The sequence below is a fragment of the Collinsella sp. AM34-10 genome, from assembly GCF_003469185.1.
GTDB lineage: Bacteria > Actinomycetota > Coriobacteriia > Coriobacteriales > Coriobacteriaceae > Collinsella.
The window spans coordinates 179,752-206,339 of sequence record NZ_QSIL01000001.1 but is presented as its reverse complement, the minus strand read 5'-3'; the positions used below and the strand labels follow the sequence as shown (position 1 = coordinate 206,339).

Here is a 26,588-nt window from a genome sequence, read left to right as displayed (position 1 = left end):
CCATTGCTGCATTTTCTGAGCATCGGCGCACGGTGCGCCCATGCGAGCTACACTATCCCCTTAACCATGATTGTGAGGACGATTGCCATGCTATTTGTAAATCGGCTGGTACATACGCTTGTTCCCGGCAGCAAGGACGAGCCGGTCGATACGGCTTGCCGTACCAACGCAGGCTTTGCCGCAAGTCTCATCTGCATTGGCCTCAACATTACCCTGTGCCTAGCCAAGGGCATCGCGGGTCTGCTCGCCGGCTCCGTCTCGCTTATCGCCGACGCCTTCAACAACCTCTCCGATGCGTCGAGCAACATTGTGAGCCTGCTCGGATTCCGACTCGCCAGTCGCCCGGCTGACGAAGGTCACCCCTATGGCCACGGCCGCTACGAATACCTCGCCGGCCTGTTTGTCGCCGTCCTCGTTTGTGCCGTCGGCATCAACCTGGTGCTCGAATCCGTTACCAAGATTATCAAGCCCTCCCCCACCGCTTACACGCTCGTTTCCCTTGCGGCACTGGCTACATCCATGCTCGTTAAGTTCTGGATGGCCGCGTTCAACCGCACGCTGGGCGATCGCATCGACTCGGAGACGCTTATCGCCACGGCGCAGGACTCCAAAAACGACGTCATCACCTCGGGCTCGGTCTTGGTGGCGGCGCTTATTTCGCAGACGACCGGCTTTGACCTCGATGGTTGGGCGGGCCTGGGCGTGGGCATCTTCATCTGCATCAGCGGCCTGGGCCTGGTGCGCGACGCCATCAGCCCGTTGCTTGGGCAAGCGCCCGACCCCAAGCTCGTCCAGGAAATCCGCGACAGGATCATGTCGTACCCCCAGGTCCTGGGCACTCATGACCTCATGGTGCACGACTACGGCCCCGGCCGCCAGTTTGCCAGTGCACACGTGGAAATGCCCGGCGAGGGCGATGCCTTTGAGCACCACGAGATTCTGGACACCATCGAACACGATATCAAACGCCAGATGGGCATCGCCATCACGTTGCACTGCGACCCCATTGCAACAACCGGCGATGACTTGCGCGGCTGGGTCAAGCGCGGCGTAGCGCAGATCGACCCCGCGCTTTCCATCCACGACTTGCACGAGCACGACGGCTTTGTTTCGTTTGACCTGGTGCGTCCCGACGGCTTTGACATATCCGACGAGGAGCTGCTGGAGCTCGTCACGCGCATCGTGCACGAGCGCAGGCCCGATGCATCATGCGTCGTCACGTTTGACTCCGGCTTTAGCTCGCCCGAGCGTCCGGCAGAGCAGTTGTAGCCCCGCCCCGCTCAGCCGCTAGTTTCCCTGTGCGCCCGAAATGCCGTTTTGCAGCGCGTCCCAAGCATTGGTAGCCATATCGCCCAGGTTCTGCGCGGTATCGTCGAGGTTCTGAGCCGTGTCGCCCAGCTCTTGAGCCTTATCTCCAAGCTCCTGGGCCTTGTTGCTCAGGTCCTCCAGCGTGTTGGAGCTCGAGCTGTCCGTGGTGCCTTGATCGCCGGACGCATTGCCCGACGAGCCGTCCTTGCGCGTAAGCTGGACCTCCAGGTTGCCGTCAGCGTTGTAGTAGGCAGATGTGACGACCCAGTTGGCATCGACAACAGGCGTCGAGCCGTCGTCAGTCAGAATCACAGCATTCGAAAGATCGGCCCCGCGCGACTTGAGGAGCTTCTTGGCGTTGGACCAGTACTGCCCCGGGATATCGCTCAGATCGACGGTGTTAGATGAGGCGGACTCGGTTTGCTCGGCAGTGGTATCGGCCGTTGAACTCCCCCGTTTGTTGAGCATGCCCGACACAATGGCGAATACAACCGACAGCGCAAAAAAGATCGCCAGCACAATGAGGATCTTCTTGATCACACTCGACGAACGCGACGGCGCCTCTTCCTCGTCCTCACCATACTGCGGAATCGACTTGGGGTACTCACGATAAGGCTGGCGCGCATACGGATCGCGCGACTCATAACGAGGCTGGGACTGTGCCGTGCGCGGCATATACGTCGTCTGCTGAGGCTGCGGAATGGGATTTTGCGGCAGGTTATTATAAGCGCCTGCCGCCGCATTGCCATACGGGTCCGGCGTCGCATTGCCATACGGGTCCTGCGGTGCATAATCAAACGGATCCCGCGGTGTATCGCCATAGCCCATAACTCGTGTGGGTTCGGCGGACGCCTGCGTCGCATCGGGGGCAGCATTGCCGGGGTTCGACACAACGCGGGTCGCATCGGCGCTATCGTCAGCCTGCGCGGAACCATATCCGCCCATCACGGTCGTCTTGTCCTGGTCCATGCAACGTTTCCTTTCCGTCGCCTGTAAGCATCAAGTTATCCATGCATTCTACCCGCGCAAAAGCCTATGATGGGCAAAGGCCGTCGGTATCTACAAGACATGCGCGTGCCTAAGGATCAAAAAGCCCCGCCGGGCCTTGGTGGGCGCGGCGGGGCGGGCAAGCGGCTATAAGCAGCAGGCTTAGAACAGGCCGGTGATATTGCCGTCGTTGTCGACGTCGATGTTCTCGGCCGCGGGAACCTTGGGCAGGCCCGGCATGGTCAGGACGCTGCCAGTCAGCGCGACCACAAAGTGAGCACCGGCGGAAACCTTGAGCTCGCGCACGGTGATGCGGAAGCCCTCGGGGGCGCCCAGCGCCTTGGCGTTGTCGCTAAAGCTGTACTGGGTCTTGGCGACGCACACCGGCAGGTTGCCAAAGCCGTTCTCGCGCAGCTCGGCGAGCTGACGCTTGGCAGCCGGCGTAAAGTCGACGCCGTCGGCGCGGTAGACCTTGGTGGCGACGGCCTCCAGAGCATCGGCAACATCGGCACCGTCCTCGTAGGCAAACTTGAGCTCGCTCGGCTGCTCAATCAGGCGCATGACCTCATCGGCCAGCTCGAGGGCGCCCTCGCCGCCCTTGGCCCAGACCTCGGAAAGCTTAACGTTGACGCCGAGCTTCTGGCACTCGGACTCGATGAGCGCAAGCTCTGCCTCGGTGTCCGTCGGGAAGCGGTTGATGGCAACCACACAGGGAAGACCATAGACGCTCTGGATATTGTCAACGTGGCGCAGCAGGTTGGGCATGCCGGCCTTGAGGGCATCGAGGTTCTCGTCGTTAAGGTCGGCCTTGGCAACGCCGCCGTTGTACTTAAGCGCACGGGCGGTGGCGACAATCACGACGGCGCTGGGACGAACGCCCGTCATGCGACACTTGATGTCGAGGAACTTCTCGGCACCCAGATCGGCGCCAAAGCCTGCCTCGGTAATGGCGACATCACCAAAGCGCATGGCCATACGCGTGGCCATGATGGAGTTGCAGCCGTGGGCGATATTGGCGAAGGGACCGCCGTGGACAAATGCGGGCGTGCCCTCGAGCGTCTGCACCAAATTGGGCTTGAGCGCATCCTTAAGCAGCGCGGCCATGGCGCCCTGAGCCTTAAGGTCGCGGGCGCGGACGGGCTCGCCGGCATAACTGTAGCCGACGACAATCTCGCCCAGGCGCTCCTTGAGGTCGTTGATGCTCGTGGATAAGCACAGGATCGCCATGACCTCGGAGGCAACGGTGATATCGAAGCCGTCCTCGCGCGGCACGCCCTGAGCCTTGCCGCCGATGCCGTCGATAACATGGCGCAGCTGGCGGTCGTTCATGTCGACGACGCGCTTCCAGGTGATGCGCTTGACGTCGATACCGAGCTGGTTGCCCTGCTGAATATGGTTGTCGAGCATGGCGGCCAGCAGGTTATTGGCGGCACCGATAGCGTGGAAGTCGCCGGTAAAGTGCAGGTTGATGTCTTCCATGGGGATGACCTGGGCCCAACCGCCGCCGGCGGCGCCGCCCTTGACGCCAAAGACGGGGCCGAGCGAGGGCTCGCGCAGGGCCACAGCGCTCTTGACACCGCGACGGCGCAGGCCATCGGCCAGACCGATGGTCGTGGTGGTCTTGCCCTCGCCAGCGGGCGTGGGGTTGATGGCGGTCACGAGGACGAGCTTGGCCTGGTGATCGGTCGGCTCGTTGAGCAGCGAATAGTCGACCTTAGCCTTGTCGAAGCCGTACGGAATCAGGTGCTTTACGTCGACGCCGGCGTTCTTAGCCACCTCGGTAATGGGCAGCGGCGTGACGGAACGTGCGATTTCGATGTCAGTAGGCATGGGCGGTCCTTTCGTTACCGGATGAGAAAAAGACCAATTCAGCATAGCACGGGCGCGCAATAGTAAAACACCCGTAACCGATGAATGGCGATATGTTTATCCAATGCTCAGCGATAGCCTACAGACTAGCCAAAACAAACCCGACTCTAAACGGCTGGCTCGATACCCAAATGCTCAAAGGTGCGAAGCGTTGCCTGACGGCCCTGGGGCGTGCGAATCATCAAGCCGCACTGCAGCAGATAGGGCTCATAGACATCCTCGAGCGTACCCGGGTCCTCGCCCACCGCGCTGGCAAGGGTCGTCAGGCCCACGGCACGGCCGGAGAACGTCTTGGCGAGCGTCTCCAAGATGCGAATATCCATCCAGTCCAGACCAAGCTCATCAATCTCGAAGAACTCGAGTGCCTGGCGGCAAATATCAAGCTCAATAGGACCGTTGCCGCGCACCTGCGCATAGTCGCGCACGCGTTTGAGCAGACGGTTGGCCAGGCGCGGCGTGCCACGCGAACGCGAGCCGATCTCGAGCGCACTCGGATGGTCTATCGTCACGCCCAAGATGGTCGCCGAGCGGGTCACGATCTGGGCAAGCTCCTCGACCGTGTAGTAATCCAGGCGATACGAAATGCCAAAGCGGTCGCGCAGCGGGCCGGTCAGCATGCCCGAGCGAGTCGTTGCCGCCACCAGCGTGAACTTAGGGATATCCAGGCGAATCGAACGTGCGGCCGGACCTTTACCGATCACGATATCGAGCGCAAAGTCCTCCATAGCGGGATATAGGACTTCCTCGACCGACCGGTTAAGGCGGTGGATCTCATCGATAAACAGCACGTCACCCGGCTGCAAGTTAGTCAGGATGGCTGCCAGGTCACCGGTACGCGCAATAGCGGGGCCGCTCGTCGTCTTGATCTGAGCGCCCAGCTCGTTGGCGATAACGGTGGCCAGCGTGGTCTTGCCCAGACCTGGAGGGCCCGAGAAGATCACGTGGTCGAGCGTCTCGCCACGGCTCTGAGCCGCCTCGATCAGCACGCGAAGGCTCTGCTTGATATGCTCCTGACCGCAGTAGTCGTCCAGGCGCTGGGGACGCAGGGTACGGTCGACATCGAGGTCTTCGGGCGTTAGCTCCGAGCCCACCATGCGCTCACCGTGCGCCATGGATGCCGCCGGCGAGTTGCCGGGCGTCGCCCACAGGTCCTGAGAGTCATCGGCTTCCCACATCACGCATCCATTCCGAGTCGCTTAAGCGCCGCGCCGAGCAAATCCTCGACACGCATATCCTGCCCATCATACCCGCTCAGGGCAACCTCGGTCTCCTGCGGGCTAAAGCCCATGGAAAGGAGCGCCGCGCGGGCGTCATCGATCGCCGAGGGAGCTGCAGCGGGAACCGGCATCGCAACCTGACCGGGAATTACGTCGACCGGAACAAAGCCCTTGTCCTTGGCAAAGGTACTCTTAAGCTCCAGGATCAGACGCTGCGCAGTCTTTTTACCCACACCGGGCACCTTGGCCATGCCCTTGTCATCCTCGGCCATTACCAGGGAATACAGCTGTCCCACGGTATAGGTGGAAAGCACGGCAAGCGCCAGGCGCGGACCGACGCCCGAGACAGAAACGAGCCGATCGAACATCGTGCGCTCGTCCTTGGAGGCAAAGCCAAAGAGCGTCATGGCGTCCTCGCGCACCTGCATACGGGTATAAAGGCGAACCTCACCGCCGGGCGTAGGCAGCGTGGCGGCAGTGCTGCCCGAAATACCGAGCTCAAAGCCCACGCCCGATACATCGACGACGGCCGAGCTCATCGTGGCCTCGACAAGCGTTCCATGGAGCTGGGAGATCATCAGTATCCGGTTCCTCTCTGTTGATAGAACTCGCCGCCGGTAAGCGCCCGGGTGCGGCTGAGGTTAACGTGGCAGATGGCGCAGGCCAGAGCATCGGCGGCATGGTCGGGATGCGGGTCGTGATCGAGCTGCGTGAGCGTGCGCACCATGTAGGCAACCTGCCGTTTATCTGCAGCGCCCGTGCCCACCACGGCCTGTTTGATCTGCATGGGCGTGTATTCGCCAATCTCGAGCGCGCACTCCGAAAGCGCCACGAGCGCAGCACCGCGGGCATGCGCCGTTGGGATAGCCGAACGAACGTTAGCGCCAAAGTAGATGCTCTCGATAGCCGCGGTATCGGGGCGATAGCGTTCGACGACGCCCTTGAGGTCGCGGGCGATATGCGACAGGCGCACCGCGAGCGGGCTGCCCGCACTGGTCTCGATACAGCCGTAGGCACGGCAGCGAACCTCGCCACGTCGCTCCTCGATAATCCCCCAGCCCGTATGGGCCAAACCAGGGTCGATACCCAAGATAACCAAGCCGACCTCCCCTCGTCACAAGCACAGCGCAAGGCAAGGCCCCGCGCATCATTCACGAACGTCTGTTCTAGAATAACACAACGGGGCCAAGACGCTTAGTTGAAGTATCGGGGTTGGGAGCGAATCCCATCCCATAGTTAGTTCTGGCTGAAGAACGGAAACTGTCGGGGATCAACCGGCGGATGCGGCATCGGACCTCCCTGGGACCCACCCTGCGGTCCGCCCTGACCGCCCATCATCTTATCAATGGCGTCCTGGACCTCGCCCTCAAACTTTTTCATGCCCTCATGCAGACGACGCTGACCGTCCTCGGAGCGCAGCTCTTCCATCTGCTCGGGCGAAATACCCAACAGCTCGCCCAATATGCCCATCATCTCGCCGCGCATACGGTCACTCGTATCGTCGTCGGCAAAGCGACGCACCTCGGCGCGCGCCAGCGAATCAACCGTCATGCGCTCTTTACCGCTAAGGCCAAGATCGGACCACGCAAGCATGTACGGCCAGGCGCGCTCGGCAAACGAACGGGCCGAAACGATCGGCGCCGTCGGTAGCATGCGACGGGCAGCCTCACCCTGGCGCACGAGCATCAGCAGCAGCGAGCAGGCCTCGGGCTTGGCGGCGGCCATCGGGATGTCGTCAAAGGGACGGTTGCGGTCCACGTGCGACTCGAGCGCACCATCGACCTCGCCCGGCTCAAGCCCGCCAAGCAGCTGCGCCGCGCGATCGAGCATATCAACCGGACCGGCGAGCGTCGAGAGCGCCTGCGCCAGCACGCGATCCATGCAATCCTCCACCGCGTTGAGCGTCACGAGCTCTTGGGGCACCACGGCCGAGGCGCGGTTGCGCACGCGTGCCACAAACTCGAGCGTCGACAGATACACATCGCCAAAGGGCGCAAAGTCGCCCTGGTAGCCACCGGACAGCGCGGGCGCCGCCAGCGCGTACTCGGTCTTGGAAAGCGGGCTCAGCGCCGTAGCGCCCAGCTCGAGCGCCGTATCCTCGAGCATCAGGCCCAGCGCGCGCGAACGCAGGCGCTCGGCATCGCCCGCCGACACGTCGCGGTCGAGCACGCGCTCCGCATCCGGCGCATCGCGCTCGACGGTGCGAATGTGCAAGCGTTCGGCGATTGAGCGAACAGCAGAACAGCGGGCGGCCTCGGCCTCCTCCTGCGCCGGCGTAAAGATGCGGTTGCGTCCCAGCGCTAAGCCAATTACGTTACGAGGACCCAAGGCATCGACGGCAAGCGCTGCCAACAGGGACGACGGCAAATCGCCCTCGAGCGCCACCACGGCACGCGACGCACCGCGGGCGCGGGCATTGTCGCGCACGGCAAGCACCAGCGCCTGCCACAGCCACTCCTCGGAGCGAAACTGGGGCAGCTCATGGTCCTCCAGGGCATCGAGCATCACGCCGCGTTGAATCTCCTGAACCAGCAGGCTCTCCTCAAAACACGGCGCCTGGGCCACCACGCGACCGCAATCGTCGAGCACAAACGACCCGCCGGTATACACCGACTCGTCATAGGCGCCGACCGGCGCCATGCAGGCAAACCATACGCTGCGCTTGGAGGCGATCTTGCGGTAGGCACCGCTGCGCACGGCGGCGACGGCGGCGGTCTCGCGATCGGTCATGTCAAACGCATTAAACTGGAAATAGGCAATGAGGTCGACGCCGGTCGGCAGCATTTCGAGCTCGCGGTCCAGGTCAAACACCACAGCGATGCGCACGCCGTCCACATCAAACACCGGAGGTGCCCAACGCGCATCGTTGCTCTCGCCACGCTGCAGGGCAATGCTTGCGCGCGCAGGCACCACGCGACCATCCTTAAGCATCATATAGTCAAGCAGGGGCTGGCCCTCAAACGAAACCGCAGCGGGCACGATGCAGATCATGTCGAGCTCTTGGATGCGCTCGGCAACGCCCGTCAGGCCCGTCAGCATATCGTGCTCAAAATCGGCAGCGCCCACCAGGCTGCCCGGCATGGCGCCCATAAAGAGCGGGGCCGGAACGCACAGCACGCGCGTGCCGCGCTCATGAGCCAGGCGAGCCTGGTCCTCGATGCGACCACAAATGCCTTCGATGTCACCCAGGCGCATATCGATCTGTGCAAGTGCGAGCTTCATGGCCCAGCCCTTTCCGTCGTAAATCGTCGTTGTCGTAGTAAAAGCGCCGGCCGCATAATGCAGCCGGCGCTCGCATGTGCATATGCTAGCTATGATACCCCGAGCGGGGGCGCACTCCTAGAACGTCGCGGACCACAGCCCATGCAGATTGCAGTAGGCATAGACGGTACCGGTCTTGGAGCCGCCAGCGAAAAACGTCGTGGGCTTCATGCCGGGCTCAAGGTAATGGATCTCCAGGCGGCCCTCGGCCTCAAGCGCGATCCACTCGATGTAGTGCTCGGGCAGCATGGGGTGCTCCGTCGAGCCCACGCGCGCACGAATAACGTGGCCGTCGCGCTCGATCTCGACAACAGGCACGTGCTTCTCGTGCGCCGCATCCTCGGTGTTTGCCGTCAGCTCCGTGCAGCCGGCAGGGGTCGCAACGCCGTCGCCAAGGGCGGCAACGAGCTTGCCATTGGAATCCTTAAAGAATTTCGCCATGATGTTCTCCTTTGCTGATGTGCCAATATTCCTGATGCTTCTTATGCCCAAAGGCAGGCGAACCATCCACGGCATGGCAAATGAACACATAACGGGCGCGGCAAGCGGTCGGGCCAGGACGAACCGGTGACCTGGTCCGACTCGGCAGCCCCATCCCGCGCGCAGCTAGCGACCGTCGCCACCGAGCAGTGCCAGAACATCCTCGCGCGTAAACAGTGCCGATGAGATGCCGTCGCCGCCGAGCACGCTGTTGACCAGATCGCGCTTGGACTCCTGCATCTGCATAATGCGTTCCTCGATCGTGTCCTTGGCGATGAGTTTGTACACGGTCACGGTGTGCTGCTGGCCAATGCGGTGGGCGCGGTCAGTCGCCTGGTCCTGCGCGGCCACGTTCCACCACGGGTCGTAGTGAATGACCACGTCGGCAGCCGTCAGGTTAAGGCCCACGCCGCCCGCCTTGAGCGAAATCAAAAAGACCGGCACCTCGCCCGCTTGGAACTGCGCAACCATCTTGGCACGGCCCTCCTTGGACGATGCGCCCGTGAGTTTAAGGAAGGCGATATCCTCCTTGGCCAGGCGCTTGCCGATGATATCGAGCATGCCCGTAAACTGGCTGAACAGCAAGATGCGATGACCGCCGTCGAGCGCGCCGTGAACGAGCTCCATACACGTATCGAGCTTAGCGCTTCCCGCCTTGTAGTCCGCATAGTGCAAATGCGGGTCGCAACAGATCTGGCGCAGCTTGGTGAGCTCGGCAAGCACCTTGAGCTTATCTTTCTTAAACTCCCCGGCCTCGCGATGCTGCACCTGCTGGGCGATGCGGTCCTGGTTGGCCAGGTAGAGCTTGCGCTGTTCGCCGGTGAGCTGAGCCATCACCGTATCCTCGATCTTCTCGGGCAGGTCGGCCACCACATCTTCCTTGACGCGACGCAGCACAAACGGCGACACGAGCGCCTGCAGACGAGCGGCGCTGTCACCCTCGGCATGCTCGACGGGACTCTCAAAGCGCTTGGCAAATGAGTCACGCGTGCCCAGAAGACCCGGCATCAAAAAGTCGAAGATACTCCAGAGCTCGGACAGGCGGTTCTCGATGGGCGTTCCCGTCAAGGCAAAGCGCACGCCGGCCGGCAGGCGCTTGGCAGCACGGGCCACCTGGGTGAGCGGGTTTTTAATGTACTGGGCCTCGTCGAGCACCACGCGAGCAAAGTCCTGCTCGACGTATTCGTCGATGTCGCGGCGCATGAGGTCATACGACGTCACGACCACGTTATGCTCGGCGGCACCGGCAATTTGCACGCGACGCTGGGCCTTGGCGCCCACGATGGCGCACACATCAAGCGAGGGGGCAAAGCGCTCCAACTCGGCAGCCCAGTTGTACACGAGCGACGCGGGGCATACCACGAGCGTGGGCTTGGTGTCCCCCGCCTCCACGCGCGCCAGAATGTGCGCGATCATCTGCAGCGTTTTGCCCAGGCCCATATCGTCGGCCAAGATGCCGCCGAGGCCCAGATGCTCAAGCGAGCCGAGCCACTGGTAGCCGTCGACCTGGTAGCCACGCAGCGTGGCCTTGAGCGAGGCGGGTACCGTAAAGTCCATCTTGCCGAGCGTGTCCAGGCGCTCGACGGTACGGCGGAACGCGGCGTCGCGATCGGCCTCGAGCGTCGGCGTGCGCGCGAGCATGCTATCGACAAAAAGGGTGCTCGACGCGGGAAGCGACACGCCGTCGAGCAGGTCGACGGCATCGACGCCCAGGTCCTCGGCAAGGCCAAACGCAGCGCGGGCACCTTCATCCAGGCGAACGATGTCACCCGACGTGAGACGTGCAAACGTCTGGTGACGCTTGTAGGAGTCAAGGTAGATGGCAAGGTCTGCCGCCGAAAGCCCGCTCGCACCCAGCTCGACGTCGAGCAAGTTGCTCTTGACGGTGGCGCGCACCGAGAGCTTGGGCGCAGGACGGACCGAGATCTGGCGCAGGCGGTCGCTGAGCATGACCTCGCCCAGCTCGGACAGGGCAGACAGGCCCTCGGTCAGCAAGTGAAACAGGCGGGCGTCGTCGCGCTCCTCAAACGCCAGGCCGCCCTCGTAGAAATCGAAGTACAGGGCCGCCGTGTCCATAACGCGAAACTCCGCCACCGTATCGCGGGGCGGAACGCCGGGGCGTTGCTCTTCGAAAGGACTACCCGGAGCACCAAGACTAAAGAGATCTGCCGACCAATCACCGTAGGATACCGTAATCTTGCAGGTCACAAGGCCATCGTCGACGCCAATCGCCACGGCAAAACTCGGCTCGGGCGCCACGGCATCGAGTGCGGCGGGGGCGGTCAGGTCGGTGTAGTCGCGCAAGATAGGCAGCGCCATGCGGCAGAACTCGCCCACCTGGTCGGCGGCGATATGGACCGGTGTGCGGCAGGGCAACAAGTGCGAAAGGAACGGCGCCGCATGTTGGGCAAACGCCGTGTCGGTACGGCGCGCGCGGCGCGTATCGACCAGATAGGCTGCGTCACCAGCGACAAAACAGTACATATCGGCCGGAAGGCGCAAGTCATAGCTGCCTCCCGCCGCCGGTGCAATCTTGGCGGCAAGGAGCGGCGGGCGCTTAGCCGGGACTTCGCCCTCCCCCTGCGGCGACGGCTCGACGGCCACCTCGTAGGAGCGATGCGTCGTCGTCCCCCGCGACCAAGCAGGCTCAAAGGACATAGTCCTGCCACGCAGCAAGTCCAGCACGGACACGACGGAATGCTCGGATACCGGCAACTGACGCTCGGCGACAAAACCGTTGCGGACAAAGTCATACGACGCCGAGCGCGAGCTCGTAATATCGCCTAGGTAGGCGACCGTCATTGCGACAAAGTCGAGCAGCTTTGTCGACACGTCATCGAAAGCCTCGGGCACATGGACAAACGTAAGCTTCTTGCCATAGGAGAACGTACCGCCGCGCACATAGGCATCGGCCATGCCGTCGAGATCCTTAACCACGTAGGACACCGAACCGCAGCGAATGCGAAACTCGAGCGCCCAGTTAAAGCGATCGGCAAACAGCGGGTTGTAGTACGGCACCAGCGAGGGCTCCAGCACCGCTTTGGGCGCATCGGGGTCAATGGTGCTGGCGAGCTTGCGGCGCATGGCCACGAGCTCGTCCATGCGCGCGTCCGAAAGGTCGGAAAGCGCCGCCACAAGGCTCGGGCTCGTGGGGACGGGCGCCGGGAAGGGAAAGTTGGGGTTGACCGTCGGTGCGGTGGGCGCGGAGCGCATGGGCTGCTTGGACTGTGCGGTCGGTACCGTAAACGTGCGGACCGGCGTACGCAAGCCCTCGACGGGCTCGGCGCCGCTGGCATCCAGATACGCCAGCGCCGTGGCGATGGCGTGCTTGCACATGCCGGAATAGCGGAAGGCGGCGGGACAATCGCAGTCGTAGTCGATAACCTCGTGCTCGTCCATATCGAGCGCCACGTGCGTCTTGTACAGGTCGCCGCGCGAGCCACGCACCGTGCCCTCGATGTTCACGTTTTTGGAGAAGCGCGAGCCGGAGTCCTCAAACGACAGCACGGCGCCGTTGAGCATGAGCGAACGCCCCTTCATAAAGGTACTGCTGAGCGCCGCCTCCTTACGAAGCGCCTGCACAAACGTCCCCTGCGCCATCACTTCCTCCAATCTCGCATGCCAAATGATTTTTCTGGGACGGGGATGAAAAAATCATTCCCGTCCCAGAAAGACTGGTCTTCCGCCACACGTCACCCAAAATGATTTTTTAATCCCCGTCCCAGAAAAATCATTTTAGATCACCGTCACGCGGCCTTGGTTACCCACGATGGCCTTTGCCTCTGCCAACAGCGGAATCGAGCGTGCGTTGACCTTGGCCGGTACCTCGGCACGCAGTACGCGCCCGTCCACCTGCTCGATAAAGATCTCCACGCGGTCGCCGCCCGGGTTGGCGGTAAGCACCGTGGCAAGACGCGCCATATTGCCCTGGCTAAAGCGGCTGTTGGGCACCATGACCTCAAACACCTTGGGCTTGTTGTTCTCCTCGTTAAGCTCAAGCGGCACGATCTCCTGCGCGATGATCTGGTCGCCGCGGTCCGAACGCTCGAGCTTGCCCTTAATGCGCACAAACGCATCGGACAGCTGCGCACCGGTCTCGGGATCGACCTCGCCGTACAGGTACCCCTCGGCCTCCTTGTAGGTCTTGGGGAATACCACGACCGTGGCCTCGCCTTCCATGTCCTCGAGCTGCACGATGCCCATGGGGTCGCCGTTTTTGGTCACGCGCTTGGACACGCTCGAGACCATACCGGCCCACCACAGCGCCTTGCCCTCGGGAATCTCCTGGTTGATGGTGCCGCCCGTGGGGTTTTGCACCTCATAGCCGGTGTCGATCTGCGAGAACGAGAAGTCGCGCGCCTTGGCTAGCGCATACTCAAACGGGCGCAGCGGGTGGTCCGAGACGTAGATGCCCAGAACCTCCTTCTCCTGGCTCAGCTTAAGGTGACGATCCCACTCCTGGCCATCCGGATCGGGCACGCTCACCTCAAAGCCCGAGCCCTCAACGTCGCCAAACATATCGAAGAACGACGTCTGGCCGCTCGCGCGATCTTTCTGGCGCTTTACCGCGGCATCGATGATGTTCTCGGGGTTGTTCTTGTCCACAAAGTGCATCATCTGGCGACGCGGATACCCCGTGGAGTCAAAGGCGCCTGCCTTGATGAGCGATTCGATCACGCGGCGGTTTGCCTGGCTCGAGTCCACGCGCTCAACAAAGTCGTGCAGCGTCTTAAACGGGCCGCCCGCCTCGCGCTCGGCGATAATCGCCTGCGCCACGCCGGTGCCCACGCCGCGGATACCGGCCAGACCAAAGCGCACGCCTTCCTTGGTAGCCGTGAACTCGGTACCGGACTCGTTGACATCTGGCGACAGTACGGGAATGCCGTCGTGACGGCACGCCGAGACGTAGTGAACGATCTTGTCGGTCTTGCCCGTATAGGACGTCAGAACGGCCGCCATGTACTCGTGCGGATAGTGCGCCTTGAGCCATGCCGTCTGCATAACCAGGATGGCGTAGCCGGCGGAGTGCGACTTGTTAAAGGCGTAGGACGCGAACTCGAGAACATCGTCCCAAATCTTCTGGGCGACCTCGCGCGTGTAGTTGTTCTTGATAGCGCCGTTCATCCAGTGGTCGTAGGTGGTCTCGTCCGAGCCATCCTCCCAGTGGAGCACCGTCGACGTGAGCAGCTTGATCTTTTTCTTAGCCACGGGCTTACGGATACGCGAGTCCGATTCGCCCTTGGAGAAGCCGCACATCTCAACGGAGATAAGCATAACCTGCTCCTGGTAGACCATGGTGCCGTAGGTTTCGCCCAGGATGTCGTCCAGGCGGTCGTCGTAGGAGACGGCCGGCTCCTTGCCGTTCATACGGTTGATGTAGGACGAAACCATGCCGGCGCCCAGCGGGCCCGGGCGGTATAGAGCGATCAATGCCACGACGTGCTTGTACTCGGTGGGCTTCATGTTCTTGATCGTGGCCGTCATGCCGGCGGACTCGACCTGGAAGACGCCGGCGGTGTGACCGGAGCCCATGAGCTTAAAGATCTCGGGGTCGTCAAAGGGAATCTCTTCCTCTTTGATGTCGATGCCGAAATTCTTTTTGATGTTTGCCTTAGCCTTGGAGATAACCGTCAGCGTGCGCAGGCCCAAGAAGTCCATCTTGAGCAGGCCCATGTCGGCAACGGTATGGCCCTCGTACTGGGTAATCTCAACGCCGCCCTTGGTATCGAGCTTGGTGGGCACATGCTCGTTGACGGGGTCGCGGCAGATCAGAACGGCGCACGCGTGCACGCCCTCGCCACGGGTGAGGCCCTCAATCGAGAGCGCCGTGTCGATGATGCGGCGGGCGTCGTCGTCCTTTTTATAGGCCTCGGCAAAGTCGGGGTTAAACAGATCCTCTTTGCCGGGTTGTTTTTCGAGTACCTGCTTGAGCTTGACCTTGGGGTCGCTCGAGACCATCTTGGACAGGCGCTGGCCCATGTAGACCGGGTAGTCCAGAACGCGCGCGGCATCGTTGATGGCCTGCTTGGCCTTGATGGTCGAGTAGGTGATAACGTGGGTGACCTTCTCGGGGCCGTAGAGCTGGCGAACGTGCTCCACGACCTCGAGGCGCCGCTCATCGTCGAAGTCCATATCGATATCGGGCATCTCGGTACGCTGCGGGGACAGGAACCTCTCGAACATCAGGCCGTTCTCGAGCGGGTCGAACGCGGTGATGTTCATGGCGTAGGCGACGATAGCGCCGGCGGCCGAGCCACGGCCGGGGCCGACGCCGATGCCGTTGTCCTTGGCCCATTGCACGTACTCGGCAACTATCAAGAAGTAGGCAGCAAAGCCCTTGTCGCAGATGACCTTGTATTCGTACTCAAAGCGCTCTTTGATGTTGACGCCACCGATTTCGCGTGTGGCCCAGTCATCGCCATAGTGTTGGCGCAGGCCCTTCTCGCACTCGCGGCGGAACTGGCTCTCGTGCGTCTCGCCGGGGTCGAGCAACGGGAAGCGCGGCAGGATGATGGAGTCCCAGTCCAGCTCCACGTAGCACTTGTCGGCGATCTCGAGCGTGTTGTCGCAGGCCTCGGGGCAATACGGGAACATCGCCCGCATCTCCTCCTCGGTCTTCATGTAAAACTCCGAGCCGGTCATGCGCATGCGGTTGGGGTCGTCGACCTTGGCGTTCATGCCGATGCACATGATGACGTCCTGTACGGGCGCGTCCTCGCGGCGCAGGTAGTGGAAGTCGTTGGTGGCGATGACCTTGACACCCACCTGTTTGGCAATGTCGATGAGCGTGCGGTCCATCTGCTCGTCGGTCAGGCCGTTGTCGGTGGTAATGCCGTGTTCCTGGATCTCGATGTAAAAGTCGCCAGGGTCGAAGGTGTCGCGGAAGGTCTCGGCCCACTTGATGGCGCCCTCCATGTCACCGCGGTCGATGTATTTGGGAATGATGCCCGCGATGCAGGCGCTCGTGCAGATCATGCCCTTGGCATGGCGACGCAGGTTGTCGAGCGTCACGCGCGGCTTGTAGTAAAAGCCCTGCACAGCGGCCTCGGAGACCGTCTGCATCAGGTTGACGTAGCCCTCCTGGTCCTTGGCCAGAAGAATCATGTGGTAGAGCTCGGGCTTATGGTCGCGGGCGAGCGTCTCGTCCGGCGTAAAGTAGACCTCGCAGCCAAAGATGGGTTTGATGACCAGGGGCGGCTTGAGCTCGTCGATGTTGCCCTTCTCGTCCCACATGGCCATGTCCTTCACATACTGGGCATGCTCGCGCGGGCTTTCCTCGGGATCGGGCTCCACCAGCTCGTCGCGGCGGTCCTTTTCCAAGAAGGCCTTGTCGTGACTCCAGGTTTTGTACTCGGGCGTGTTGTGGTTAACGGCGTCGCAGGCCAGCGCCAGGTCGGGCACGCCATACATGTAGCCGTGGTCGGTAATGGCGACGGCGGGCATGCCCAGCTCAACGGCACGGTTGACCATATCCTGGATACGGGTTGCGCCGTCGAGCATGGAGAAAACAGTGTGATTGTGCAGATGGACGAATGCCATGTAATGAGCTCCGATGCGGGTTCGTGATCTTAGGGTTACGATTCTACCGCACAGCGCGGACGGCACCCGAACCTAGCCCAAACCCACACGGCTCCTCTTGCAGTTGCGGTGAAATGCGGACTGTTTGGCGGCTTTTTTGACCAAAACAGTCCGTATTCCACCGCAAGTTATCTGAGGACTAGAGGTTGTAGGTGACCACTTGAGGTTCGGCGGGATTGACGAAGATGGTTGGATTCGCCCGCTCCACGCGAACGAACTTGACGGTCACGACCTCAAAGCCCGCCTTGTGCAGAACGTCGGCGTAAACGCGCGCCTGCAAGGCGTGTTTCTCGAGCAGCTGCTCCGGCGTCTCATCCGGCGTGCCGCCCGTCTTGTAGTCGATGACCAGTGCGCGCGACGGATCCGCCGGGTCGGTTGCCAAGGCATCGATGGCGCCCTCGGCATAGGCGCCGTAGCGGGCGATATCCTCGTCCTCGCAGCCCAGCGAGAAGAACGGCACCTCGGCACGGATGCACGGCCACGCGAGCAGCTCGGCACGAACCGACGACTTGAGCCAGCGATCCAGAGCGACATCGAAGCGCTCGCGCTGTTCCGGCGTCAGGCGCCACAAGCGAGCCAGGGCGTCGGCACGCTCAACGGGCAGCGCATCGGCACCCATCTCGATGAGCCACTGGCAAGCGGCGTGGAAGGCCGAGCCCAGCGCCATGGGGTTGCCGGCGGGCTCGACAGCAGCCACGTCCGCATCGGCCATCTCCGAGCCATCCGACTCCGCATCATCGCCGGACTCGTCCATGGGAACAAGCGCCTCGGCGGCACGGTCCTCGGACTCGGCATGCAGCGCCACGGCAATTGACGAGTAGCTATACGAGTCACGCACCGGGAACGGACAGATGCCCATGCGCACGCCCACTGCCTGGGGATACACGAGCTCAAACGCATCGGGCTTGGGGTCGGCAGGACCGGGCACAGTTGAGCGCGCAGCATTATCAGCGACATCGACATCGCCGCGAACGAGCCTGCCCTCGGCATCCAGCGAAGCGTTAGCCTCAAACGCCTGCTCACCAAACGTAAAGTCCGCCAGCGAGATGAGCTCGTAGTCGCCCGGCTGGGAGTTGTCGAACACCAGACGGTCGCTATCGAGCTGCGGCATGTCCAGACTATCGGTCGGCAGGATGCGGCGCAGCACGTCGTAGGTCAGATCCGTCTCGACATCGAAGGTCGGCGCCATCACCTTGCCGCGGCTCACACCGGCATCCATCGCCAAGATCACCAGCTCGCCCGCTCGCGTCATGGCAACATAGAGCAAGCGGGCCCGCTCCTCGAGCGAAAGCTGCAGGTCGTCGTTGCGCAGGCGAGCAAATGCCTCGGCGGGAGAACCCGTCGCACAGACGTCCTCCATGAGCTCCGGCGGCAGCCACAGCGACGTACCCTTGCCCTTAAACGCGTGTTCAAACTGCTTTTTGACGTCATCGCCCTTCACGAAGGTTCCGTCGGCAAGCTTAACGCCATCGAAGCGCGCCGGCAGCGCCACGACTTGCGCTCCGCCCTCGACGCGACCCATCTGTGCCGCACCGGACGATTTGCGCACGCCAAAACACTCGGCAACCGCCACGACCGGATACTCCAGGCCCTTGGACGCATGCACGGTCATGATGCGCACCGCGCCGTCGCCCTCCTCGTTGAGGGCGCCCGGGGCCTCCTTGCCCGCCAAGAAGCGGTCGAAGGCGAGCGCGATGGAGCGCGGAGAATTGCCGAGCTCGGCCTCTGCCTCGGCCACGGCGTCGAGCGCCTTGAGCACGTTGGCGGCAATGGCCTTGCCCTCGGGGCCGCGCTGCGCCAGACGCACGAACCAGCCGGAGGCGTTGACCACGTCGCGCGCGATGGCAGCGAACGAATCACGCCCCACGCGACGCAGTGCGTAGCGCAGCACCTCGCGGGCGCGCGTTACGAGCGGCAGGTTCTGCAAACCCGGCACATCGGAATCGCTCATGATGCCCACATCGATATTGCGGCGCGACGTCTCGCCCGTCTGCTCGTCGAGCTTGGTCGCCAGCGCCAGGAACTCCTGGGCGCCGAGTGCAAACATCGGCGAGGCCAGCAACGGCATAAGGCCTTGGGCCGTATCGGCCGGATTGGCGAGCGCGCAGACCAGGGCACGCACCGTCTGCACCTCGGCCGCCTGGGCAAAGACCGAGCCGCCTGCGATGACGCAGTCGAGTCCTTGGTCGCGGAAGGCCTGCGCGTAGACGTCGGCATTGGTCATGCGACCCAGCAGCAGCACCATGCCGCCCTGGGGCTGGCCGGCATCGGCAAGCGCATGGAATCGCTCGGCGATCGCACGGGCCTTGGCCTGCGTGCGCTCCTGCATACTGCCGCCGGCAACGAACAGCGCCTGGCGGCGCGAAGCCTTTGCCTTGAGCATGTCCTTGCGTTTGTCGCTCGGTTCAAGATCCAAGAACCCCTGCATCAAACCACCGGTGTCGCCGTCAAAGACGCGCGCCACATAGCGCAGCACCTCGTCGTGGCTGCGGAAGTTGCGCACGAGTTTGACGAGCTCGCCGGCGGGAGCATCGGACGTGGTGACCGTCTCGGACGCCGTCGTCGAACCCACCTTGCGCTCCTGGCGGCGAAACACCTCGACCTCGGCACCACGGAAGCGATAGATCGACTGCTGCGCATCGCCCACCGTGCACAGCGCGCGCTCGCCCGCACCCGTCAAATAGCGAATCAGATCGACCTGCATCTGGTCGGTATCTTGGAACTCGTCGATCATGACCATCTTAAAGCGGCCCTCATAGGCAGCTCGAATAGCCGGGTAGTCGCGCAGCGCCTCGTACGCCATGCGCAGCAGGTCATTGTTATCGAGCGCGGACTGGTCGGCCTTGAGCGCACGGTACTCCGCCTCTACGGCACGGGCAAGCCCCACCAGCGCATCGAGCGCCGGGCCGCCGCAGGCAAGCACGATATTGATAAACGCATCAGCCGCCTCGGCCTTGAGTAGCTCCACCTGCTCCTTAGGAAACGCCTTGCTCGCGCGCGGCATGCTGCACGACATCATGAGTCGCGCCGCATCCTCCATGGTTTTGCCGCTCGCCTCAAACGCGTCGATGGCGTCGAGTGCCGCCTGCGCTTTCTCGGTCGTGGCCTTGCTTGCGCCCAGCGCCGCACGATAGGCATCGGCAAGCGCCGAGGTGTCGGCCTGGCCGCGCGCCACGCACACATCGTCCATGCCGCCCGGCAGCTGGCTCGATAGCTCCAACAGGTCGCGCACCAGGCCTTTGATGGTGGTACCGGCGCCAAACGGCCCGCCCTCGCCCGCCATGGGATACCAAGCGTAGAGGGCCTTAAGCGAGGCGGCAAGCTCGGGCGCGGCATCGGGCGCCGTCGCGCGCCCCAGCACATGCTCGACAGCCTGATCCATAAGCTCATCGGTATCGGTGAGCACCGTGAACTCAGGATCGATGCCCAGCTCCAGCGCGTGCGCGCGCAGGATACGCGAGCACATGCCGTGGATGGTCGAGATCCAAGCGTCGTCGACCGTCAGGGCCTCCTCGTCCATGCCCTCTTCGATAAGCGCACAGCGCACGCGGTCGCGAATCTCGGCCGCGGCGTCTTTGGTAAAGGTAATGGCGAGCACCTGGTCCAGATGCTCGACAAACGGACCGGATTCGGGCGAGAGCGCATAGACGATGCGGCGCGTGAGGGTAAAGGTCTTGCCCGAGCCGGCACCCGCCGAGACAAACAGCGGGCGGTCGAGCGTTTTGACGACTTGCAGCTGTTGCGGCATCAAGGTCGAAAGATCCATGGTCTACACGTCCCTCCTTACAAACGTTCCTTCGTGGTTATACGAGCAGCGCGCATGCGCGGCCTGAGCCGACGTTGGGTCGACAGCGGCAACGTTGCCCGCCTCGAGCTCGCGCAGGCGCTCGGCAATGCCGGTCTCCACGCGGTCGAGCAGCGCATCGAAGTCCATGTTGCCGCCCTCGCCCGGAAAGCCCTTCTTGAGGCCCGGAATGCGGCCGTCGCCGCGCTCTTCCTCGAGCAACTCGGCACTTGCGGCACCACGCAGTGCGGGCTTGCCGCCCTTGGTCGAAAAATAGAGCGCCGCACGGGCATCTAGACCCAGCGCCCGGCGCATGGCCTGCGCGTAGATGAGTGTCTGGGTATGGGGCGGCAGCCAGCGCGGATCGTCGATGGGGGCCTCGCCCGACTCCTCGTCGCGCACCGTGGGGTCGGCGAGCTTAAACTCCTCGACACCCGAACGATGCTTGTAGTCAATCACCACAGCGCGGTTCTCGGCGTCCACATCCACGCGGTCGATGCGCCCGCCGAGCGGCCAGCCGGCATACTCGACCTGGAGCTCGTTGAACGCAAACTCCAGGTAGCGCGGCGCGAAGGGCGCGAGCGCCTCGGACTCGTAGGCGAGCACGCCCTCCAGTTGCGGCAAGATCTCGGCCGCCTGGCGCTCCTCCACTGGAGAGAGCGGCACCAGCGGGCCCTCGGTACCGCGCTTGCCGGCGTGCTCGGCCAGGGTCTCGGCAAAGACCTCGTGCAGCAGCTCCTTCGCGCGCGGCAGATTCATGGGCGTCACGCGCTCCATGCCCTCCTGCGGAAGACGTGCATGCAAGTGCTCCAGCACGTCATGGACAAAGTTGCCCTTCTCCATGTTGCCAAAGCCCGCATCGATGGACTGAGGTTTGACGCGATACGAGACGAACCAGCACAGCGGGCAGGTGGAATAGGCCTCGATCTGCGAGGCGGACGTCAGGCGCGGCACGAGCGGCGCGTCCTCGCCCTCGCCATCGCGACGACGCAGGACCAAATACGGCACGGCCTCGGCACTCAGATGCTGAGGGGCTTCACAGGTCACGCGCTCGCGCTTGAGACCTTCGCCTGCCGCGGGATCGAAGTCCCTTACGATATCACCCTCACCCACGCACTTCGCCTTGTCGGCGCCAGCGGCTTTAGCGTCACCAGCGGTCTTAGCGTCGTCAGCGATCTTAGCGCCGTCAGCCTCGGCATGCGCCCGCAACTCGGTCCACACGGCAGCCGGATAGCACTCGCGCGCCTGGCGATCGTGGGTCACACGGGCGAGCGTAACCGGGCCGCGTGACGCCTGCATCGCGTGGCCAAAGCGCGCGCGCAGCAAGGCCGCGGGCTCAAGCGTCACGCCCTCGCGACCAAGGCTCGCCGTCAGCGTGGCCAGCGGCCCCTCCTCGTGCGAGAGCGGATAGCTGTCCAGATCGACATCGGCAAACAGTACGGCATCGTAGCTGCCGGGGCGCAGAGCTGCCGCATCGGCAAGCGAAGCAAAACGAACCTGAGCACGTGGCGCACGGTCAACCTCGTAGGTCTCGTAATCGTAGGCGGTGCTACGCTTGTCCACCTTGGTGCGAATGCCATCGAGCACGGGCACGGTCGCGGCCTGCGACACGTCGAGCACGCGGGCGCCATTCATAAGGATGTCGATGGCGTGGCGCAGCAAGGCCACCTCCGCCTGGCGACGAGCCTGACCGTCAAGGCCTCCAAGGGCGCGATCGGGCAACGCCTCGGCAACGGCAAGCATGGCCTTGAGCGCCGTCACGGGCTTGTCACGCCACAGAGCCTGGAACACGTCCGAGACCACACACGGTACGTTCTTAAACCAGTTATCGTCGCTCGCCGCCTTGCGCGCGCCCCTCACCTGGCCTTGGACACTCTGCAGCAGGCTCTTAACGCCCGCGGTAGTCTTGCTGCGCGAGAGACGCATATTCTTATCGAAGGTACGGGCATTGACGGCATCAGCGCCCGAAAGCGGACTGTAGATCCAGTCGGTAAGCTCCGGCGCGGGCCACCACTCGGTCTTTGACGCCATGCCCTCATCGGCGGCCTTCATACGCTCGATCAGACCGGCAAGCGCCGCAAACTGCCTGCCCGCAATGGATTGGGAAAACGCCGTGAACTCAGCTGTCTCGGCGGCGATATGACGAGCCGCCAGACGAGAGGCGAGCTCACCGAACAGCTGGGGTGCCCGGGCAGAAACAACGAGCACGCGCACGGGGTCGGCGGGCGTTGCAGTAGCTTTATCGGCCTTGGACTCCTTGTGCACTTTCACCAACTTATCGATGGCGTCCGCATAGACATGAGCACGGGCATGGGGCCCGGCGACCTCAATAAAGGCAGGCTGAGCGGCGGTCCCGCAAGCGGCATCAGACGCGCCGACACCCTCCCCCAGCGGCCCGACCTCAAACAGCACACCGCGGGCATCAAATGCCGTGGCAAGCTCATCGCGCATAGCCGCCTGCTCGTGGGCAAGCAGCACGACGACCTCTCCCCCATTGTTCGCCACGGCAGACAGCAGCTCGAGCAGTCCGTACGTAAACGACGTGACACCACGTACGCATACGGCGCGGGTGCACGCCGGCAGGTTATCGGCCAGGACACCGGCCATAATGTCAGCTGCCTCGCAGGGCTCGACCATATCTCGACGGTCCAAACCGCCCGCGTAGGCACGCAAAAGCTCGAACACGCGAGCCTCGGCATCGCTTTTTGGCTCAGGCTGGCAATTGTTGCCACGGCATCGCTCGGCCGTCGTCCCCGCCACACCCGGCAGTACATCGCGGGCCATACGCGCGAGCATGCGCACCGTGCCCTGGCTGCGCGAAAGCGGCTGCAGGTCGGCATCATCGAGGCGCGTGACCATGTCCGAAAACAGCATCTGGCGCTGCAGGTTGTCGACGAAACCGCGCCCGTCGCCCAAAAGCTCCCAAAGCGAGCGAAGCCACGATGTAGGCGTCTTGTAGTCGATACCCAGCGAAATCCCGGCTTCCGCCGCATCATGACGGCACAGGTCGAGCTCGGCAAACGTTGGCGCCAGCAGCACGGCACGCCCGTGGCGGGCAATAAGGTCGGCAAGCAACGCCGACTCGGCATCGCTCAAATCCGTGCCGGCATTGGTGGTATAGATTCGAACAGGCATGGTCCTCCGCTCAAACTGTTCGCAATAATCAATGTATCCATCCTACCCGCCCAAGCGGACAGATTTGCCCCACGCCAACAGATTTGATCCCCTGGGGACGGAGGAAAACGGATCATCGAGGGGGTCAGTCTAACCCGGTGATCCGTTTTCCTCCGTCCCCAGGGGATCAAAAAACCGCCCCCGGAGGGACGGCTCTTCGTAATTCAATGTTGTCGCTGGCCTACTCGCCATCCTCCAGTTTAATGAGGATCTTGCGGTAGCCACCGTACTCGCCGTTGAGCGCCTTGGATACACGGCTCACCGTGGTGGACGAAGCGCCGGTACGCGCCTGAACCTCGACATAGGGCTCGCCCTCGTCCAGGTAACGCGCGACTTGCAGACGCTGCGATAGATCGCAAATCTCACGCGGCGTGCAGATATCGGTCAAAAACGCTTGGATATCTTTCTCGTCGTCCAAAAGGCTAAATGCGTGGACCAGCTGCTTGACATCAGGCTTGTCAAACATGTTCTCGATATTCATCGATCACCGCCAAACCCGCCAAAAGGCATCGAAGTTGATACTGACATCGGGCATCGTTCACCCGTAATATGCAATAGGGCAACGCCTGTGGCTTTTGCCCGTAGCAGTTTAGCACACCACCAAACTAAAGCGACAAGACTCTCTGCCAGCGGCACGTTTTTTAGGACGAACGCCGTTTTGAAACCGAATGCGCACGCAAGCTCCACGAATATCTGGAACAATGGGTGCCCAAACAGGGCCGTGCCCGCGCATCTACCCGAGTTGCAAAGGCATGTGCCTCTCACGCCTCTTTGCCACGTCTTGCGCAAGAAAGGATTCACACCATGCGCTTTATGCTTAACTGGCTCTTTACCTCAATCGCCATCGCGATCGCAACGTTTCTCGTCCCCGGCATTCAGCCCTTCGGCATGGCCGACGCCTGGGTGTGTTTTGCCTTCGTGGGACTGTTCCTCAACATAGTCGACTCGCTCGTAAAGCCGTTCCTGACGGTCATCTCGCTGCCGCTCACTATTATCACGCTTGGTATTTTTCAGCTTGTGGTCAACAGCTTTATGCTCGAGCTGGCCAGCTACCTGTCGGTCAATCTGCTGGGCGCGGGTATCTCCATTGCCAGCTTTGGATCGGCCTTTATGGGCAGCATCCTGGTATCCATCATGCGCAGCATTCTCGACAGCGTCGCCAGGAACTAAAGCGACCGGATTCGGACCGCCACAACACACCTAAAGAAGGCCGTCCATCGCAACGATGGGCGGCCTTATCATTTGTCGAGCCTCAGAGGGCAAGAAAATCCAGCATTTCTGCCCCGTCCCCAAATGACAGGTGGGGCTAGATGACGTAGTCGTAGCCCTCGTTGGGGGCAACGAGCGCATCGAGCGTCACACCGTCGAGGTAGTCGTTGATGAGCTTGTCCAGGTTCTTCCACACGTCGAGCGTGGGGCACTCATCAGCTCGCGAGCAACCCTTGCAGTCGCCATCCAGGCAGGCGACCGGTGCCAGGCTGCCCTCGGTCAGGCGCAAGATCTCGCCCACCGTGTACTGCTCGGGCGGGCGCGTGAGCACGTAGCCGCCACCCTTGCCGCGCATGCCCGAGAGCATATTGGCGCGGACGAGCGTAGCCAAAATGTTCTCCAGATATTTCTCAGAAATCCCCTGACGCGCCGCGATCTCTTTGAGGGGAATGCGGCCTGCCGCCTGGTGCTCGGCCAGGTCGACCATAACGCGCAGGGCATATCTGCCCTTTGTGGAAACCAACATATATATTGCTGCCTTTCGGTCTTTTAATTCGTAGAAATTCTAGCCGAAAAATTGGTTTTGAAAATACCTATTCCCGTCAAGCTGGTTAATCGACTCGCAATAATCTTCTATTTCCTATTGCGTTACTAGGCTTTACTGTCTACTATGCTTGCCAACAGCAAAAAGAACAACCCATAAAGTTTGTGGGTTTGCTGCTACACACACCGTGAACCCACACGGTATCCAGCCATTTGAACACTTTGGAGGTTCACCATGAGCAATGTTTATACGTCCATCGATCAGCTTATCGGCCACACCCCGCTTCTGGAGCTCACTCACTTTGAGGCCGATGAGGACCTCAAGGCCCGCGTGCTCGTCAAGCTGGAATACTTCAACCCCGCCGGGTCCGTCAAAGACCGCGTCGCCAAGAACATGATCGACGAGGCCGAGAAGGCCGGCAAGCTCGTGCGCGGCGGCGACTACACCATCATCGAGCCCACGAGTGGCAACACCGGCGTCGGCATCGCCTCGGTGGCGGCGGCTCGCGGCTACAAGGTGATCATCACCATGCCCGAGACCATGTCCGTCGAGCGCCGCAAACTTATGCAGGCATACGGCGCACAGCTCGTGCTCACCGACGGTTCCAAGGGCATGAAGGGCGCCATCGCCAAGGCCGAGGAACTGCAGAAGGAGACACCCAACAGCATTATCCCCGGCCAGTTTGTAAACCCCGCCAACCCCGCCATCCACAAGGCCACGACCGGCCCCGAGATCTGGGATGACACCGACGGCAAGGTCGACATCTTCGTCGCCGGCGTTGGCACCGGCGGCACCGTGACCGGCGTGGGCGAGTTCCTCAAGGAGCAGAACCCCGAGATTCAGGTTGTCACCGTCGAGCCCGCCACTTCCCCAGTGCTCTCCAAGGGCCAGGCCGGCCCGCACAAGATCCAGGGTATCGGCGCCGGCTTTGTGCCCGACGTCCTCGACACCCAGGTCTATGACGAGATCATCCCCGTCGAGAACGACGACGCCTTTGCCACCGGCCGCGCCGTGGGCCACAAGGAGGGCGTGCTCGTGGGCATTTCGTCCGGCGCCGCCGTGTGGGCCGCACTGCAGCTGGCCAAGCGCCCCGAGAACGAGGGCAAGACCATCGTGGCTCTGCTTGCCGACACCGGTGAGCGCTACCTGTCCACGGCACTCTTCCAGGACTAGGGCC

Annotated in this window: 16 protein-coding genes; 3 read left to right on the top strand and 13 right to left on the bottom strand. The window is 62.5% G+C overall.

Going from position 1 to position 26,588, the window contains the following annotated elements:
• The first annotated feature begins 87 nt into the window (after positions 1-87).
• A complete protein-coding gene (locus tag DW823_RS00880; RefSeq protein WP_118079543.1) occupies positions 88-1,269 on the top strand; it encodes a cation diffusion facilitator family transporter in 1,182 nt (393 codons plus the stop codon).
• Positions 1,270-1,287: 18 nt separating this feature from the next.
• Here DW823_RS00880 and DW823_RS00875 read toward each other — a convergent pair whose 3' ends face one another.
• The 12 genes from DW823_RS00875 to DW823_RS00820 all read right to left on the bottom strand — a co-directional run bounded on the left by DW823_RS00875 (position 1,288) and on the right by DW823_RS00820 (position 24,139).
• Entirely contained in the window at positions 1,288-2,277 is a 990-nt protein-coding gene (locus DW823_RS00875) for a hypothetical protein (RefSeq protein ID WP_118079541.1), read from the bottom strand.
• A 180-nt stretch (positions 2,278-2,457) separates the two neighbouring features.
• The gene (locus DW823_RS00870; protein WP_118079539.1) at positions 2,458-4,125 is read right to left on the bottom strand and encodes a formate--tetrahydrofolate ligase; all 1,668 of its coding nucleotides are present in this window, start codon (positions 4,123-4,125) and stop codon (positions 2,458-2,460) included.
• Positions 4,126-4,271: 146 nt separating this feature from the next.
• Complete coding sequence (gene ruvB / locus DW823_RS00865; RefSeq protein ID WP_118079537.1) at positions 4,272-5,339, bottom strand: Holliday junction branch migration DNA helicase RuvB; 1,068 nt, start codon at positions 5,337-5,339, stop codon at positions 4,272-4,274.
• Positions 5,339-5,959 (bottom strand): Holliday junction branch migration protein RuvA, encoded by a 621-nt coding sequence (gene ruvA / locus DW823_RS00860; protein ID WP_118079535.1) that lies wholly within the window; start codon positions 5,957-5,959, stop codon positions 5,339-5,341. Before ruvA ends, ruvB begins: the two co-directional genes overlap by 1 nt.
• Entirely contained in the window at positions 5,959-6,480 is a 522-nt protein-coding gene (gene ruvC / locus DW823_RS00855; protein ID WP_035137351.1) for a crossover junction endodeoxyribonuclease RuvC, read from the bottom strand. The genes ruvA and ruvC overlap by 1 nt, the downstream gene beginning before the upstream one ends.
• Before the next feature lie 137 nt (positions 6,481-6,617).
• Positions 6,618-8,603, bottom strand: coding sequence for a hypothetical protein (locus DW823_RS00850; protein ID WP_118079533.1), 1,986 nt, complete (start codon positions 8,601-8,603; stop codon positions 6,618-6,620).
• Between the two features lie 117 nt (positions 8,604-8,720).
• Positions 8,721-9,083, bottom strand: a complete 363-nt coding sequence (locus DW823_RS00845) for a desulfoferrodoxin family protein (RefSeq protein WP_118079531.1) — start codon at positions 9,081-9,083, stop codon at positions 8,721-8,723.
• 165 nt (positions 9,084-9,248) lie between these two features.
• Positions 9,249-12,722: an SNF2-related protein gene (locus tag DW823_RS00840; RefSeq protein WP_118079529.1), complete on the bottom strand. Its 3,474-nt coding sequence runs from the start codon at positions 12,720-12,722 to the stop codon at positions 9,249-9,251.
• A gap of 135 nt (positions 12,723-12,857) precedes the next feature.
• Entirely contained in the window at positions 12,858-16,661 is a 3,804-nt protein-coding gene (gene dnaE, locus DW823_RS00835) for a DNA polymerase III subunit alpha (RefSeq protein WP_118079527.1), read from the bottom strand.
• Positions 16,662-16,839: 178 nt separating this feature from the next.
• The gene (locus tag DW823_RS00830) at positions 16,840-20,466 is read right to left on the bottom strand and encodes a UvrD-helicase domain-containing protein (protein WP_118079525.1); all 3,627 of its coding nucleotides are present in this window, start codon (positions 20,464-20,466) and stop codon (positions 16,840-16,842) included.
• A gap of 3 nt (positions 20,467-20,469) precedes the next feature.
• Complete coding sequence (locus DW823_RS00825) at positions 20,470-23,619, bottom strand: PD-(D/E)XK nuclease family protein (RefSeq protein WP_118079523.1); 3,150 nt, start codon at positions 23,617-23,619, stop codon at positions 20,470-20,472.
• A gap of 220 nt (positions 23,620-23,839) precedes the next feature.
• Positions 23,840-24,139 (bottom strand): YerC/YecD family TrpR-related protein, encoded by a 300-nt coding sequence (locus tag DW823_RS00820; protein WP_022094855.1) that lies wholly within the window; start codon positions 24,137-24,139, stop codon positions 23,840-23,842.
• Positions 24,140-24,462: 323 nt separating this feature from the next.
• Between DW823_RS00820 and DW823_RS00815 the strand changes: the two genes are divergently transcribed.
• A complete protein-coding gene (locus tag DW823_RS00815; protein ID WP_118079521.1) occupies positions 24,463-24,828 on the top strand; it encodes a phage holin family protein in 366 nt (121 codons plus the stop codon).
• Between the two features lie 136 nt (positions 24,829-24,964).
• On the opposite strand, the gene DW823_RS00810 is transcribed toward DW823_RS00815, so the two are convergent.
• The gene (locus DW823_RS00810; protein WP_118079519.1) at positions 24,965-25,393 is read right to left on the bottom strand and encodes an Rrf2 family transcriptional regulator; all 429 of its coding nucleotides are present in this window, start codon (positions 25,391-25,393) and stop codon (positions 24,965-24,967) included.
• A gap of 252 nt (positions 25,394-25,645) precedes the next feature.
• On the opposite strand from DW823_RS00810, the gene cysK reads away from it, so the two are divergent.
• Positions 25,646-26,584, top strand: coding sequence for a cysteine synthase A (gene cysK / locus DW823_RS00805; protein WP_118079517.1), 939 nt, complete (start codon positions 25,646-25,648; stop codon positions 26,582-26,584).
• The last annotated feature ends 4 nt before the right edge of the window (positions 26,585-26,588 follow it).